Origin of the sequence: Aurantimonas sp. Leaf443, from assembly GCF_001425575.1 — a bacterium.
Classification (GTDB): Bacteria; Pseudomonadota; Alphaproteobacteria; order Rhizobiales; family Rhizobiaceae; genus Leaf443.
This window is the reverse complement of record NZ_LMRD01000001.1, coordinates 435,193-448,314: the sequence shown is the minus strand read 5'-3', so window position 1 is coordinate 448,314 and position 13,122 is coordinate 435,193. Positions and strand designations below refer to the sequence as shown.

15 protein-coding genes are annotated in these 13,122 nt (G+C 71.1%); 10 read left to right on the top strand and 5 right to left on the bottom strand.

The window, feature by feature from the left end; genetic code table 11:
- Positions 1-86: 86 nt before the first annotated feature.
- The 3 genes from ASG48_RS01955 to ASG48_RS01945 all read left to right on the top strand — a co-directional run bounded on the left by ASG48_RS01955 (position 87) and on the right by ASG48_RS01945 (position 2,473).
- Entirely contained in the window at positions 87-671 is a 585-nt protein-coding gene (locus tag ASG48_RS01955; RefSeq protein WP_055844362.1) for a DUF1214 domain-containing protein, read from the top strand.
- Positions 664-1,284: a hypothetical protein gene (locus tag ASG48_RS01950; RefSeq protein WP_055844358.1), complete on the top strand. Its 621-nt coding sequence runs from the start codon at positions 664-666 to the stop codon at positions 1,282-1,284. The genes ASG48_RS01955 and ASG48_RS01950 overlap by 8 nt, the downstream gene beginning before the upstream one ends.
- 184 nt (positions 1,285-1,468) lie before the next feature.
- Positions 1,469-2,473 (top strand): hypothetical protein, encoded by a 1,005-nt coding sequence (locus ASG48_RS01945; RefSeq protein WP_055844355.1) that lies wholly within the window; start codon positions 1,469-1,471, stop codon positions 2,471-2,473.
- A gap of 28 nt (positions 2,474-2,501) precedes the next feature.
- On the opposite strand, the gene ASG48_RS01940 is transcribed toward ASG48_RS01945, so the two are convergent.
- The 3 genes from ASG48_RS01940 to ASG48_RS01930 form a co-directional block, all read right to left on the bottom strand.
- On the bottom strand, positions 2,502-2,837 hold the full coding sequence (locus ASG48_RS01940; RefSeq protein ID WP_055844351.1) for a DUF1491 family protein: 336 nt from the start codon (positions 2,835-2,837) through the stop codon (positions 2,502-2,504).
- 94 nt (positions 2,838-2,931) lie between these two features.
- Positions 2,932-3,642: a peptidoglycan-binding protein gene (locus tag ASG48_RS01935; protein ID WP_055844348.1), complete on the bottom strand. Its 711-nt coding sequence runs from the start codon at positions 3,640-3,642 to the stop codon at positions 2,932-2,934.
- Between the two features lie 16 nt (positions 3,643-3,658).
- Positions 3,659-5,470, bottom strand: a complete 1,812-nt coding sequence (locus tag ASG48_RS01930) for a HAMP domain-containing sensor histidine kinase (protein ID WP_055844345.1) — start codon at positions 5,468-5,470, stop codon at positions 3,659-3,661.
- Between the two features lie 396 nt (positions 5,471-5,866).
- On the opposite strand from ASG48_RS01930, the gene ASG48_RS01925 reads away from it, so the two are divergent.
- A complete protein-coding gene (locus ASG48_RS01925) occupies positions 5,867-6,640 on the top strand; it encodes a DUF5330 domain-containing protein (RefSeq protein ID WP_055844342.1) in 774 nt (257 codons plus the stop codon).
- Between the two features lie 97 nt (positions 6,641-6,737).
- On the top strand, positions 6,738-7,160 hold the full coding sequence (locus ASG48_RS01920; protein WP_055844339.1) for a SufE family protein: 423 nt from the start codon (positions 6,738-6,740) through the stop codon (positions 7,158-7,160).
- 3 nt (positions 7,161-7,163) lie between these two features.
- Here the strand turns inward: ASG48_RS01920 and ASG48_RS01915 are convergent, their stop codons facing one another.
- Positions 7,164-7,667, bottom strand: a complete 504-nt coding sequence (locus ASG48_RS01915) for a DUF6456 domain-containing protein (protein WP_055844336.1) — start codon at positions 7,665-7,667, stop codon at positions 7,164-7,166.
- Positions 7,664-8,128 carry a helix-turn-helix domain-containing protein gene (locus ASG48_RS01910; RefSeq protein WP_200939553.1) on the bottom strand — a complete coding sequence of 155 codons (465 nt, stop codon included), beginning with the start codon at positions 8,126-8,128 and terminating at the stop codon, positions 7,664-7,666. Before ASG48_RS01910 ends, ASG48_RS01915 begins: the two co-directional genes overlap by 4 nt.
- Positions 8,129-8,335: 207 nt before the next feature.
- Between ASG48_RS01910 and ASG48_RS01905 the strand changes: the two genes are divergently transcribed.
- The 5 genes from ASG48_RS01905 to ASG48_RS01885 all read left to right on the top strand — a co-directional run bounded on the left by ASG48_RS01905 (position 8,336) and on the right by ASG48_RS01885 (position 13,118).
- A complete protein-coding gene (locus tag ASG48_RS01905) occupies positions 8,336-8,782 on the top strand; it encodes a hypothetical protein (protein WP_055844329.1) in 447 nt (148 codons plus the stop codon).
- 135 nt (positions 8,783-8,917) lie between these two features.
- Positions 8,918-10,135: an ABC transporter substrate-binding protein gene (locus tag ASG48_RS01900; protein WP_055845374.1), complete on the top strand. Its 1,218-nt coding sequence runs from the start codon at positions 8,918-8,920 to the stop codon at positions 10,133-10,135.
- A gap of 224 nt (positions 10,136-10,359) precedes the next feature.
- Entirely contained in the window at positions 10,360-11,568 is a 1,209-nt protein-coding gene (locus ASG48_RS01895) for an ABC transporter substrate-binding protein (protein ID WP_055845372.1), read from the top strand.
- 79 nt (positions 11,569-11,647) lie between these two features.
- Positions 11,648-12,412: an ABC transporter ATP-binding protein gene (locus ASG48_RS01890; RefSeq protein WP_055844326.1), complete on the top strand. Its 765-nt coding sequence runs from the start codon at positions 11,648-11,650 to the stop codon at positions 12,410-12,412.
- Positions 12,405-13,118: an ABC transporter ATP-binding protein gene (locus ASG48_RS01885; RefSeq protein ID WP_055844323.1), complete on the top strand. Its 714-nt coding sequence runs from the start codon at positions 12,405-12,407 to the stop codon at positions 13,116-13,118. Before ASG48_RS01890 ends, ASG48_RS01885 begins: the two co-directional genes overlap by 8 nt.
- Positions 13,119-13,122 lie beyond the last annotated feature (4 nt).

The following is a 13,122-nucleotide window of genomic DNA, read 5'->3' as shown; positions in this document are numbered from 1 at the left end:
CCTCGACGCTGAAGCCGGCACTGCCGGCGCCGCCCTCCACCCCGCCCGTCCTTCGGCAGGCGCCCAGATCGATCGAGTGCCGGCGAATGCGCCTTGCCTTCCTCGTCTTCCTCACGCTCTCGATCGCGCTGGCCCTGGGCGGCTGGACGGCGAAGCTGGCGCTGGAGGAATCCTCCGAGATCGGCACGGTGCGCGTCGGGCCGTGGAACGCCAAGCCCTTCGCCGGTGCGCCGGGCGCCGATCCCTATTCCAAGGCCTTCCTCTCGCGGGTCGGCAATCTCACGCTCGGCATCGGCGAGGGCATCGTCTTCCTCGCCGAGCGCGACAGTGCCGGAGCCGAGCTCAGGCGCGAATGCAACTACCGCATCGAAGGGCAGACACCGCTCGCGCGGGTCTTCACGCTCGTGCCCTATACCGACGACGGGCGCCTGATCCAGCCGGGCGAGGGCCGCGCCGGCTGGCTTCTCTCCGGCGACCTCCTGCGTGCCGAGGACAATGGGTTCCGGATCGCGCTGGGGCCGCAGGCCCGTCCCGGCAACTGGCTGGCGACGGCGGGGGACGGCGGGTTCATCCTGGCGCTGACGCTCTACGACACGCCCGCCAGTTCGGCGAGCGGCGTGGCGAGCCTTGCCCTGCCCACGATCCAGCGGGAGACCTGCGTCAATGGCTAGGCTGCTCCTCGCCCTCGTCCTCGGCCTTCTCGGGGCGGTCGTCGTCCATATCGCCGTGATCTTCACGGTGCCGGACGTCGCCCGCAACAACGCCTGGGGCCGCCTGTCGCGCGTCGGCGCGATGTACGAGGTGGTGCGGGTGGAGCCGCTGCGCTCGCAAAGCGATTCCCCGGCGGCCCAGCCCGCCGGCTCGCGGCTGCAGAACTTCGCCTTCGTCGATCCCGCCTTCATCACGGCGAGCTGCCGCTTCTCGCTCGCCGACGGTCCGGTGCGCATCTATGCCGGCCAGCCCACCGACTTCTGGTCGGGCTCGATCTATTCGCGCCAGGGCGACAACCTCTATTCCATCAACGACCGCGCCTCGGTCGACGGCGCGTTCGACCTTCTCGTCGGCACGCATGACGAGATCGTCGACGCCCGCGCCTCGGCGCTGGAATCGCAGAGCGAGACCTCGATCCCCGTCGAGATCGAGACGCTCGAAGGCTATCTGACGGTGCGCGCCCTCGTCGCGCAGGAGAGCCTGCGCCCTTCCGTGGAAGCCTTCCTGCGCTCGATCCGATGCGAGCCCTCCGCCCCGCCGGCCGCCGCGCTCACCGGCGCGCGCGCCGGCTGACGACGCTTCGCGGCGCCCGGCGAACCCGAGTTGCCGGCCGGCAACAGTGCCGCGCACTGCGCTTTCTCCGTGGCGGCTTCGGGGCGGCGGGGCCCGTTCCGGCCGGGGCGGTTAACAGCTTGCTAAGACCTCTTGCCTAATCCTTCACATCAAGGAAACGAACCGCAAACCATTCGGGATCACCATGACGGACGCCCAGCCGCGCCTCTACCGGTCTCTGGAAACGAATGCGGGCCGCGACGGCTTCGATACGATCGTCGCCGCGGCCGCCGCCACCTACGCCTCGCTGCGCAATCCCTCCGAAGCCCAGGCCCGCGACTTTGGCCGCCTGGCGGCCCCCTTGTGGAGCCGCATCGCGCCGGAAACGCAGCGCACGCTCGCCGCCGCCCTCTCCCGTTCGCCGCGCGTGCCGCGCGCCCTCGTCGAGCGCTTGCTGGCCGCGCCCGTCGAGGTCTCCGCCCCCTTCCTTCTCGCCAGCCCCTGCCTCACCGCGACGGACCTCGCCACGATGGCGATCGAGGGCGACGCGCGCCATGCCGAGATCGCCGCCCGCCGGCGCTCGGGCCGCGCCGGGCTCGCCAACGCCCCGCAGGCGACGGGCGACGTGGCGCCCCCGCTCCCCGAGGCCGTCGAGCCGTCGCAGCCGCCCGTCTCCGAAACCCTGCAGCCCGCGCCCCAGACGGCCGCCGAGACGCGCGAGGCGCTGCGCCGCATGGTGCGCCCGGGGCGTCTGTTCCTCGATCCGGGCGCCGTGCAGACGATCGGCGACCTCGTGGGCCTTGCCCGCTCAGGCGACGGCGAAGGCGTCTATCGCGGCATCGCCCATCTCCTCGCGGTCCCCGAACAGAGGATCGCGGCCATGCGCGAGGAGGCGGAGGGACGGCTTCTCGCCTTCGCGCTGAAGGCGCTCCATGCCGGTCCCGCCGACGCGCTCACCATCGTGATGCTCATGAAACCGAGCGTCGGCCGCGACGTCGAGGCCTTCGAGGCCCTGCGCCTCGCCTATCGCACCCTCGAGATCGACGCCTGCCGCGCGGCGCTGTCGCTGCCCGCCCGCCCCGCCGGTCCCGCGCCCTCGCTCGCGCCCCGTCTCGACGATCTCGGCTCCCGCGAGCGCCATCCCCATCGCCGCGTCTTCGGCCGGCGGCCGGGCACGGGCCAGGCCGACGGCAACGCCCGCTCGGCCTGACGCGGCCCGGTTCGATCCGGCGTAAGGCTCAGCCTTCGGCGATCTCGATATAGCGTTCGGGCGCGTCCGTCTCGATCTCCACCACCCAGAAATCCGGGTCGAAGCGCGCCTCGCGCTCGAAGCGCGCCGACAGGGCCGCGTCGTCCCCGGCCGCTTCGCGCATGAAGCGGCGGCCCTCCTCGCGCTCGCCGGACATCGACTGCACGGCCGGCCCGTAGAGCTGCACCGCCCCCCCTCGCCCGCGCACCACCACGAAGATCGCGCCGGCCGCTTCCGCGCCGCGCCGTTCGACGGCGGCAAAGCCCCCGTCCGAAAAGAGGCGGCGCAGGAGCTGGGAGACATAGAGGTCGCTGGTGATGCGCAAGGCGCCTGGCTCCTGTGCTCTTCGGTCGGCCCCCCCGAAGGACGAAGGGGCGCCGGTTGCCCGACGCCCCTTTGGCATGGCGATGGTCTCGGCGCTACTGGACCGCGCCGATCTCGATCAGCCGCTCCAGGATGCGCGGCTCGGGCGAGCCCGTCACCGTGAGCCCCTCCAGCGCCTCGAAGGTGCGGATCGCCGCGCGCGTCTTCTCTCCCATCACGCCGTCCGGATTGAGGTCGGCCACCTGCGCGGCCGTCAGCCCGGCCTGGATGCGCCGTACCAGATCCTCGCGGTCGAGCGCGCCGACATCGGGCTCGACGCGAGCGGCCTTGGCCGGCACCGGCGCCACGCTTCCCGTCTCCTCCAGGCCGCCGAGCCGCTGCGAGAGGCTCGCGCTTTCCTGCAGGTCGCGCCCGCCCTTGGAAGGGGCGCGCTCGCGCAGGGCCGCCAGCAGGGCCTCGCTCGCCTGCCCGTCGACGGTGAGGTTGCGCTCCTTCTGGAACACGCGGATGGCCGCCTCCGTCAGGATGCCCGGCCGCCCGTCCACCGCGCCGCCATAGAGGCCGATCTCGGCGAGCTCGTCCTGCACCGCCTGCACGAGCGGCATCGGCACCGCGGCGGCCGTCGCGGTCTCGGCCGTGCCGCGCGTCGTCATCATCGGGTGCGGATGGGGCCCCTTCTGATAGTAAAGCGCGTTGGCGCTGAGGCCGCCGGCGAGCGCGGCGAAGCCGGCGACGCCGAGCGAGAGCGCCGGGCGTCGCAGCACCGCCAGGGCGGCGCGCAGGGCGACCAGTTTCACAAGTCCCATGAAGCGGCGACGCGGGCTAAGCCGTGCGGCGGGCTTCCTGGAACGGCGAGTCGATGGGGGGGTTCGATCTTGCATCGTTCAGCGCTACGACGTTTTCCTTGACGCTTCGTTTGCCATGAGACGGTTCGGAGCCGTCCAGCGGAAGTGTGACCGTCACCATCGTCCCGATTCCGGGCTGGCTGCGGATGCGCATGTCGCCGCCGTGGAGTTCGGCGAGTCCCTTCACCAGCGAGAGGCCGAGGCCCGTCCCCTGGTAGCGCCGGTTCGCGCCCGACGAGAGCTGCGTGAACGGGCGGCCCAGCCGCTCGATGTCGCTCTCGCTGATGCCGATGCCGGTGTCGCTGACGCAGATCTCGACGCTCGCGCCGACGAGGCGCGTCTCCAGCGTCACGACGCCGGTCTCGGTGAACTTCACGGCGTTGGAGAGAAGATTGAGAAGGATCTGGTGGCAGGCCCGCTGGTCGGCGTTCAGCCGCAGCCCGGCGGCGCAGCTGCGGATGTCGAGACGCAGGCCCTTGGCGCGGGCCGCCTCGCGCATCGTGTCGCCGGCGCTGGCGAGCGCGGTCTCGAGCGCGAAATCCTCGCGCGTCAGCTCGTAGCGCCCGGCCTCGATCTTGGAGACGTCGAGAAGCGTGTTGACGACGTCGAGGAGATGGCGGCCCGACTGGCGGATGAGACCGACATATTCCTTCTGCCGCGGCGTCTCGAACCCGCCGAAGATCTCCTGGTCGAGAATGTCGGAGAATCCGATGATGGCGTTGAGCGGCGTGCGCAGCTCGTGGCTGACCGCCGCCAGGAACTGCGTCTTGGCCGCGCTCGACTGCGTGGCGACTTCGAGCGCCGCGCGAAGCTCCAGCGAGGCGGAGCCTTCCGAGGTCCCCGCGTGAAGGCCGACGAGGACGCAGGGAGGGTTCCGTCCGTCGTCCTCGCGCACCATGCGCAGCACGAAGGGTTCGTGGCCGAGCCCGCGCCGCAGCCGCGCCTCGACCTCGCGGGCGGGCCCGCCGGCCAGAACCGAGCGCAGTGCCTGCAAGAAGAGGACGCGGTCGTTGAGATGGACGAGATCGGTGAAGGAGGCTCCCGGCGCCGCCGCGGCGCGCAGGTCGATCAGCGCGGCGGCCTCGGCGGAGGCCGAGATCACCTCCTCGGCGCCCGAGAGCGCGACGCGCGGCAGGCGGGGCGCTGGCATCCTGTCCGACGTCTCGCTGGCAGGACGGCGCGGGCCGCCGGCGATCCGCGGCCGGGCGCCGGCCCGCAGCGCCAGCGTGGCGGCATGGAGGAGAAGGGCGCCCGCCGCGAAGGGCATCGGGGACAGATCGGGCGCCGAGCCGAGACCGGGCAGGAGCGCCAGGGCCGCGGGCACGAGCGCCGCGCCGGCTGCCAGTTGCAGCGCCAGCCGGCGTCGGCCCGCGACGACCGCCTCGAGGGGCATCGCGGCCAGGAGAAGGAGGAGCGGCGAGGAGAGCCCGCCGGTGGCGCTCGCGGCCCAGCCGAGGCCGGCCGTCACCACGAGCCCGGCCGTCAGGGCGGCCGCCTCCAGCGCGCCCGTCAGCGACAGGCCCGCCGCCGCGCAGAGCAGAAGCGCCGCCACGATGAGGGGCGCCGCGATCGGCGCGACGCCGTGTCCGAGCATCAGGAGAAGCGGCGACAGAAGCGCGGCACCGAGCGCGGCGGCGAGAAGCCCGGCGAGGACCCGGCCCTGCAGGCGGCGTTCGCCCTCGTCGTCGATGCCGGCCGAGACCAGGGCGTCGAGGCGCGCGGCGGGACGGGCGTCCTGCCGGCGGGCCTTCGCGTCGTCCCGTCCCTTCGCGCCGTCGAACTCGTCCATGCACCCGCTCTCGTCTGCCGACCGTCCGGGACGTCTCGCCCGGGGGCGGCGCCTTTCAGGTCTTGGCCGTCATGATGGGCGCGACGCTTTAAGGAAGGCATAAGCTTGGCAAAGGGTGAACGGCGCCAAGTGCCTCCAAACACTGGCCTTGTGCCTTTGGCGCTCAAATTGCGCCTATTCATGGTTAACGATGTCCTACCGCCCCGCGAGACCTTGCGGGACAGGGCTTCGATGCCTCCGGAGCGCCCGTCGGCCATCCCGGATGCCGACAATTCGAGACAAATTGCCGGCATCCCCTGAACGCTGCTTTGGAAAGGGCGTGCCACTCTCCTTGCCAACGACACCGCCAGCGTCCACGCTTCGCCGAAAGGCGCCGCCCGTGCCAGCCGAGGCTTCATGATCCGCTTCCTTCTGAAATCGGCCTTCTTCCTCGGTCTCGCGGCGATGATCCTGCCGCGCGGCACGACGGCGCCGTCGAACGGCGCGCCGGCGGCCGAGGACGTGTCGATCTTCACCACGCTCATGGGCGCGCAGGCCGCGCTCGCCGATCTCGGCGGCCTGTGCGAGCGCGCGCCCATGGCCTGCCATGCCGGCACCGCCCTCGTCGCCTTCGCGGGCGAGCGGCTCGGCGAGGGCGTGGCGCTCGCCTCCTCCCTCGTCTCGGGCGAGAAGCGGCCGCCGCAGACGAGCGAAGGCGCCACCACGGGCCGCGAGCGTCTCTATGTCCGCCCGCAGCAGCCCGTGGCCGCCGAGGCGGCCGCCGCCTTCGTCGAGGGCTCGAGCCGCGCCTTCCCGACGGGGGCGATCCAGCGCAGCCAACCCATGCCGGGCCCGGTCTCTGCCGCGCGCCCCGGCGTCGAGACTCCCCCGCGCGCGGCCGCCGGCCCGCGCCCCGAGGCACCCGCCCCGAAGCCGAGGACGCCCCTCCCCGCTTCCGACGCGAAGGCCGCGATCGCGGCGGCGCCCCGCCCCGACGTCGCCCGGCGCTTCGCCTCCGCCGACCGCCCGATGGAGCCGCAGGCCGCCGTGCCGGCCAAGCCCCTCGCCACCGGTTCGGTCCCGCCGGACGGCGCGCGCCGCTACGGTGCCCGTCCGGTGCCGCCGGCCGCCATCCCGCCGGCGCGCCGCGTCGTCAAGCTGCCGATCCCGCGCCCGGCCCCCCGGGCCTGACAAGCGCGGAAACCGCGCCTATATCCCGTGCGGCAGGCCGTTCCTCGCAGCGGCCGCATCGCCCCATCTTCATGCGCGGGGGCGCACCGGAGGCCGGATGCAGACGTTCGAAGAGATCACGGCGGATTTCGAGTATCTCGACGACTGGGAAGACCGCTACCGCTATCTCATCGAGCTCGGCCGGGCACTGCCGCCCATGCCCGAAGGCACGCAGGACGAGGCCCACAAGGTGCGCGGCTGCGTCAGCCAGGTCTGGCTCGACAGCGTGAGCGACGGGGCCAGCCCGCCCCGCCTCACCTTCACCGGCGAATCGGACGCCCATATCGTGCGCGGCCTCGTCGCCGTGGCGCTCGCCCTCTTCTCCGGGCGCAGCGCGCCGGAAATCCTCGCCGTGGATGCCGAGGCCGCCTTCGCGAGGCTCGGCCTCAAGGAGCACCTGACGCCCCAGCGCTCCAACGGCCTGCGCTCGATGGTCGGGCGCATCAAGGCAGACGCCGAGCGGGCGCTCGCCGCCGCCTGAGCCTCACCCTTCGGGCCGCCCGTTCGGGCTCGGGCGCGCGTCGGGCGCCGCCCAGCGCCGGATATGGCCCTCGCGCCGGGTGGAGCGGCCCAGCCCGTAATGGCGGGCGAGCACGCCGAGCCCCGCCTTCAGGAGAAGCTTGGCCGAGCGGACCGGCCATTGCCGCTCCCGCTCCACCGTCTCCAGCCCCTTGAGGAAGCAGCAGACGTCGAGGAGGACGCCGGAGAGTTCGGGGCCGACCGCCGCGATCGCGGCGTCCACCCGGCGGCGCGCGTCGAGCGCATTGTCGGACAGGTCCCGTGCGCCGCCGGAGGGACCCCTGGCGCGCGGCGTGCCGTCCCAGCGTTGGGTGATGCCCGGCATCAGATTGCCGCGCGTGAAGTCGGCGCGCAGCCGCTCGCCCGCTTCCGCCTCCTCCGCCGAAAGGAAGGGCGCGCCCCCGCGCACGGGCCGCGTGGCCAGCCGGTAGAGCGGCGATTCCTCCTCGTTGAAGCCGGGCGCGCTCATGGCCGGTTCCGCCCCATCGATTCGCGCAGCGCGCCGGCCAGGTCCTCGATCCGCGTCAGCAGCGCGTCGAAGGCCGCGTCGTCCCGCCGGTCCTCCACCCGCCGCACGGCATATCCGACGCTCGTGCGGTCGCGCCCGAAGAAGCGTGCGACATCCTCCAGGCGCAGCTGGAAGGCGACATGGGCGAGATACATCGCCACATGCCGCGCCTCGCAGATCGGCCGCCGGTCGCGGCGAATGCCTTCGAGCGCGCGAATCGGCACGTCGAGGAAGATCGAGGCGAACTCGCGCGAGAGCCGGCAGGGCAGATCGACGGCCCGGCCCGTGCCCGCGTCGCGTTTTCCCCGGCTTTGCGTCGCCTGCGTGAAGGGCGGCCGCGACGAAGAAACGAGGCTTGGCGGCCGCGGCGGCATGGGCCGCGGCAGGGTCGCGGATGATGGAACGAACGGGCCTGGCTGCATCTGGGCTCTCCGAAAGCATTGCACGACAAGCGAGCAATAGCGCAGATTCGCCATAATAGGAAATGTTTCTTATTCCACTCTTGTCCGAACGCTGTGCCTGAACTTTTATAGGCGCCATGGGCCCAGAGATGCGAGTCCGATACGGTATTTTTTCCTCATGCCCGTCGAGCCACGCCAATCTTCTCCGGTCAACCGGAGACACAGGCCATGCGCGCGACCCCTTCAGCGACCTCGATCGAGATCCTCCTGCAACTTGAGGCGGCGGCGCTGCGGCGCGAGCGCGAGGCGGGACGGGAGGCCGCCGTCGAGGCCGCCCGCCGCCGCGGGCTGCTCCTCATGGCCGGCTTTGCGGCGTCCGACTGCGAAAGGGCGGCCGTCGATCCCGACGGCCGGGCGCTGGCGCCGTCGCTGAGGGTCGCGGTCGCCGCCTTCCTCGCCGCCGCGCTCGCCGGGCAGCGCCGTCTCGCGCGGCGCCGCGACGCGCGCTACGACCTGTCGCGCCACATCCTCCTCGCCCGCTGGGATCGCGCCCTTTCCGGCGAAGACGACGCGCCCGGCGACGCGCCGGACATGGCCCGCCTTCCCGGCCGGGTTGCGAACCGCTCCCGCCACCGTCGCCCCCCGCCGCGCCGCGACCGCGAAAGGACCGGTTGAGCGTTTCGCAGCTGCGCTTGACCCCTCGCGCCGGCTGCGACAAGGTCCGCACTCGATAAGGGGGACGAGGGATCGAACGGTGCTGGGAGGCGCCGCCCTGGACGCCCCTCGCGATCTCGGGAGGATCCCTTCATGATGCGCAGCGCATCCCTCGTATCGGCCGTCGCGGCCTTGGCTCTCACGTCGAGCGCGGTCCGCGCCCAGGAGGTCTCGGGCGACACCGTCAAGATCGGCATCCTGAACGACCAGTCGGGCGTCTATGCCGATTTCGGCGGCACCTGGTCGGTCGAGGCCGCGCGCATGGCGGTCGACGATCGCGGCGGCACCGTGCTCGGAAAGAAGATCGAGATCGTCACGGCCGACCACCAGAACAAGGCCGACATCGCCTCGAACGTCGCCCGCGAATGGTACGACGTGCAGGGCGTCGACGCCATCATGGAGCTGACGACCTCCTCGGTCGCGCTCGCCGTGCAGGGCCTGTCGCGCGAGAAGAAGAAGATCACCGTCACCACCGGCGCGGCGACGACGGAACTGACCGGCAAGCAGTGCAGCCCCTACGGCTTCCACTGGGCCTACGACACGCACGCTCTGGCCGTCGGCACCGGCGGCGCCCTCGTGAAGGCTGGCGGCGACACCTGGTTCTTCCTCACCGCCGACTACGCCTTCGGCTATTCGCTGGAACAGCAGACCGGCGACTTCGTGAAGGCCAATGGCGGCACGGTCGTCGGCTCCGTGCGCCATCCGCTCGCCACCAACGACTTCTCCTCCTTCCTCCTGCAGGCGCAGTCCTCCGGAGCCAAGGTCATCGGCTTCGCCAATGCCGGCCTCGACACGGCCAACGCCATCAAGCAGGCGGCCGAGTTCGGCATCGTGCAGGGCGGCCAGAAGCTTGCCGGCCTCCTCTTCACGCTCGCCGAGGTCCAGGGCCTCGGCCTCGAGGCCGCGCAGGGGCTGAACCTCACCGAAGGCTGGTACTGGGACCAGAGCGACGAGAACCGCGCCTTCGCCCAGCGCTTCATGGAGCGCACCAAGCGCATGCCGAACATGATCCAGGTCGGCACCTATTCCGCCGTCTCGCAATACCTGAAGGCCGTCGAGGCCGCCGGCACGGACGAGACCGACGCCGTCGCCAAGAAGATGCACGAACTGCCCGTCGAGGACGTCTTCGCCAAGTCCGGCAAGGTGCAGGCCAACGGGCGCATGGTCTACGATATGTATCTCTTCCAGGTGAAGACGCCGGCCGAGTCCAAGGCGCCCTGGGACAATTACACCGAGGTCGCCAAGGTGCCGGGGGCCGAGGCCTATCTCTCGGTCGAGCAGAGCGGCTGCGACGTCGCCGCCTTCGCCAAGTAGGCGCCTCGCCGATCCGTCGTCCAGCAAGCGCCCCGCGCCTGCCGCGCTCCGTGCCCGTCCGCCCGCCTTCTCGGGCGGGCGGACGGGCGGGCGCGCCCGACGAAAGTCTCATCTTGAGTAATCGCCGCACCCGCGGCCAAACTGCCTTGACCCGCGCGCACGGATCGCCCGTCGCGCGTGCAACGATCCCGGGAGGACCGTGCATGACCTTCGAGAAATTCCCCCTGAAGAGCCTCGCCCTCGCCTTGTGCGCGGGCGTCGCCGCCCTGCCCGCCAAGGCCCAGAGCGTCAGCGACGACGTCGTCAAGATCGGCGTCCTCAACGATATGTCCGGCGTCTACGCCGACATCACCGGCAAGGGCTCGGTCGTGGCGGTGGAGATGGCCGCGGAGGAATTCGGCGGCAAGGTCCTCGGCAAGCCGATCGAGGTCGTCTCGGCCGACCACCAGAACAAGCCCGACGTCGGCTCCTCGATCGCGCGCCAGTGGTACGATGTCGAGAAGGTCGACACGATCATGGACCTGACGACCTCCTCGGTCGCCCTCGCGGTCCAGGGCCTGTCGCGCGAGAAGAAGAAGATCACGATCACCACCGGCGGCGGTTCCACCGAGGTCGTGGGCAAGCAGTGCAGCCCCTACGGCTTCCAGTGGGCCTACAACACGCGCGCCCTCTCGCAGGGCACGGCCGGGCAGCTCGTCAAGGACGGCGCCGACACCTGGTTCTTCGTCACCGCCGACTACACGTTCGGCGACTCGCTGCAGGGCCAGGCGACCCGCGTCGTGGAGGCCAACGGCGGCAAGGTTCTGGGCGCCGTGCGCCACCCGCTCGCCACGCAGGACTTCTCCTCCTTCATGCTGCAGGCCCAGGCCTCCGGCGCCAAGGTCGTGGCCTTCGCCAATGCCGGCCTCGACACCGCGAACGCCGTGAAGTCGGCAGGCGAGTTCGGCCTCGTCCAGGGCGGGCAGAAGCTCGCCGGCCTCCTCTTCACCCTCACCGAGGTCGCAGGCCTCGGCGCCGAGGTCTCGCAGGGCCTCTACCTCACCGAGGGCTGGTACTGGGACCAGAGCGACGAGAACCGGGCCTTTGCCGAGAAGTTCATGGCCAAGCACGGCAAGATGCCGAACTCGCTGCAGGTCGGCACCTATTCGGCCGCGCGCCAGTACCTCAAGGCCATCGAGGCCGCCGGCACCGACGAGACGGAGGCCGTCGCCAGGAAGCTGCACGAGATGCCCGTCGAGGACGTCTTCGCCAAGAACGGCCGCGTCGAGGCCAACGGCCGCATGGTCTACGACATGTTCCTCTTCCGCGTGAAGGCGCCCTCCGAGATGAAGGGCGAGTGGGATTTCTACACCGAGGCCGCCAAGGTTCCCGGTGCCGAGGCCTACGGCACGGTCGAGGAATCGGGCTGCGACGTCTCGAGCTTCCCGAAATAACCCGTTCTCCGGGCGGGAGGGCCATGCCCCTTCCGCCCGCTTCGCCTCTCGACCGCAGCCAGAACGATCGGAGTCGATCATGAGCGCTTCCCCGTCCGACGCCATTCTCTCGGCGCGCGGGCTCACGATGGAGTTCTACGGCTTCAAGGCCGTGAACAACGTCGATCTCGACGTGCACCGGAACACGATCCACGCGCTGATCGGCCCGAACGGCGCCGGCAAGACCACGTGCTTCAACCTCCTCACCAAGTTCCTGACGCCGACCGCCGGCACGATCCACTTCATGGGCCGCGACATCACGCGCATGAAGCCGGCCGACGTCGCGCGCCTCGGGCTCGTGCGCTCCTTCCAGATCTCGGCCGTCTTCCCGCACCTGACCGTCCTCGACAACGTTCGCGTCGCGCTGCAGCGCAAGGCCCATCTCGGCACGCAGTTCTGGCGCTCCAACAAGCTCCTGCACCGGCTGGACGAACGGGCGCGCGAACTGATCGAGTCCGTCGGCCTCGGCCCCTATGCCGATCTCGACGCCGCCGACCTCTCCTACGGGCGCAAGCGCGCGCTGGAGATCGCCACGACCCTCGCGCTCGACCCGCCCGTCCTCCTCTTCGACGAGCCGATGGCCGGCATGGGCGTGGAGGATATCGGCCGCGTCTCCGACCTCATCCGCGCCATCGCGCGCGACCGCACGATCGTCATGGTCGAGCACAATCTCAACGTCGTCGCCGACCTGTGCGACCGCGTCACCGTCCTGGCACGCGGCGAGATCCTTTCCGAAGGCGACTACGCCACCGTCTCCTCCGATCCGCGCGTGCGCGAGGCCTATATGGGAAGCGAGCATGACTGAGACGGGCGCCCCTCTCCTCGAAGTGCGGGACCTCAACGGCTGGTACGGCGAAAGCCACGTGCTGCACGGCGTCTCGCTCGACATCCGCGAAGGCGAGACGATCACGCTCGTCGGCCGCAATGGCGCGGGCAAGACGACGACGCTGCGCGCCATCATGAACCTCCTGCCGCGCCGCTCCGGCTCGATCCGCATCGCCGGCCGCGACATGATGAAGGTGCCCGTCCACAAGACCGCCTATGCCGGCATCGGCTACGTGCCGGAGGAGCGCGGAATCTTCGCCACGCTCTCGGTCTCCGAGAACCTGATGCTGCCGCCCAAGGTGGCGGAAGGCGGCATGAGCGTGGAGGAGATCTACCATCTCTTCCCGAACCTCGCCGAGCGCCGCAACTCGCCGGGCACCAAGCTCTCCGGCGGCGAGCAGCAGATGCTCGCCATCGCCCGCATCCTTCGCACCGGGGTGAAGATCATCCTCCTCGACGAGCCGACCGAGGGCCTCGCCCCCGTCATCGTCCAGCGCATCGGCGACGTCCTGATCGAGCTGAAGCGCAAGGGCATGACGCTGCTTCTCGTGGAGCAGAACTTCCGCTTCGCCCGCAAGGTCGCCGACCGCTTCTTCCTGATGGAGGACGGGCACATCCTCGAAAGCTTCCCGACCTCGCAGCTGGACGCCAAGATGGACCGTCTCCACGAAGTGGTGGGAGTCTGACGCC

Coding starts and splice junctions, on each gene's coding strand:
- ASG48_RS01945 (WP_055844355.1), top strand. CDS start 1,469: ATGACGGACGCCCAGCCGCGCCTCTACCGGTCTCTGGAAACGAATGCG.
- ASG48_RS01905 (WP_055844329.1), top strand. CDS start 8,336: ATGCGCGCGACCCCTTCAGCGACCTCGATCGAGATCCTCCTGCAACTT.
- ASG48_RS01890 (WP_055844326.1), top strand. CDS start 11,648: ATGAGCGCTTCCCCGTCCGACGCCATTCTCTCGGCGCGCGGGCTCACG.
- ASG48_RS01930 (WP_055844345.1), bottom strand. CDS start 5,470: ATGGACGAGTTCGACGGCGCGAAGGGACGGGACGACGCGAAGGCCCGC.
- ASG48_RS01920 (WP_055844339.1), top strand. CDS start 6,738: ATGCAGACGTTCGAAGAGATCACGGCGGATTTCGAGTATCTCGACGAC.
- ASG48_RS01925 (WP_055844342.1), top strand. CDS start 5,867: ATGATCCGCTTCCTTCTGAAATCGGCCTTCTTCCTCGGTCTCGCGGCG.
- ASG48_RS01900 (WP_055845374.1), top strand. CDS start 8,918: ATGCGCAGCGCATCCCTCGTATCGGCCGTCGCGGCCTTGGCTCTCACG.
- ASG48_RS01950 (WP_055844358.1), top strand. CDS start 664: ATGGCTAGGCTGCTCCTCGCCCTCGTCCTCGGCCTTCTCGGGGCGGTC.
- ASG48_RS01955 (WP_055844362.1), top strand. CDS start 87: ATGCGCCTTGCCTTCCTCGTCTTCCTCACGCTCTCGATCGCGCTGGCC.
- ASG48_RS01935 (WP_055844348.1), bottom strand. CDS start 3,642: ATGGGACTTGTGAAACTGGTCGCCCTGCGCGCCGCCCTGGCGGTGCTG.
- ASG48_RS01915 (WP_055844336.1), bottom strand. CDS start 7,667: ATGAGCGCGCCCGGCTTCAACGAGGAGGAATCGCCGCTCTACCGGCTG.
- ASG48_RS01910 (WP_200939553.1), bottom strand. CDS start 8,128: ATGCAGCCAGGCCCGTTCGTTCCATCATCCGCGACCCTGCCGCGGCCC.
- ASG48_RS01885 (WP_055844323.1), top strand. CDS start 12,405: ATGACTGAGACGGGCGCCCCTCTCCTCGAAGTGCGGGACCTCAACGGC.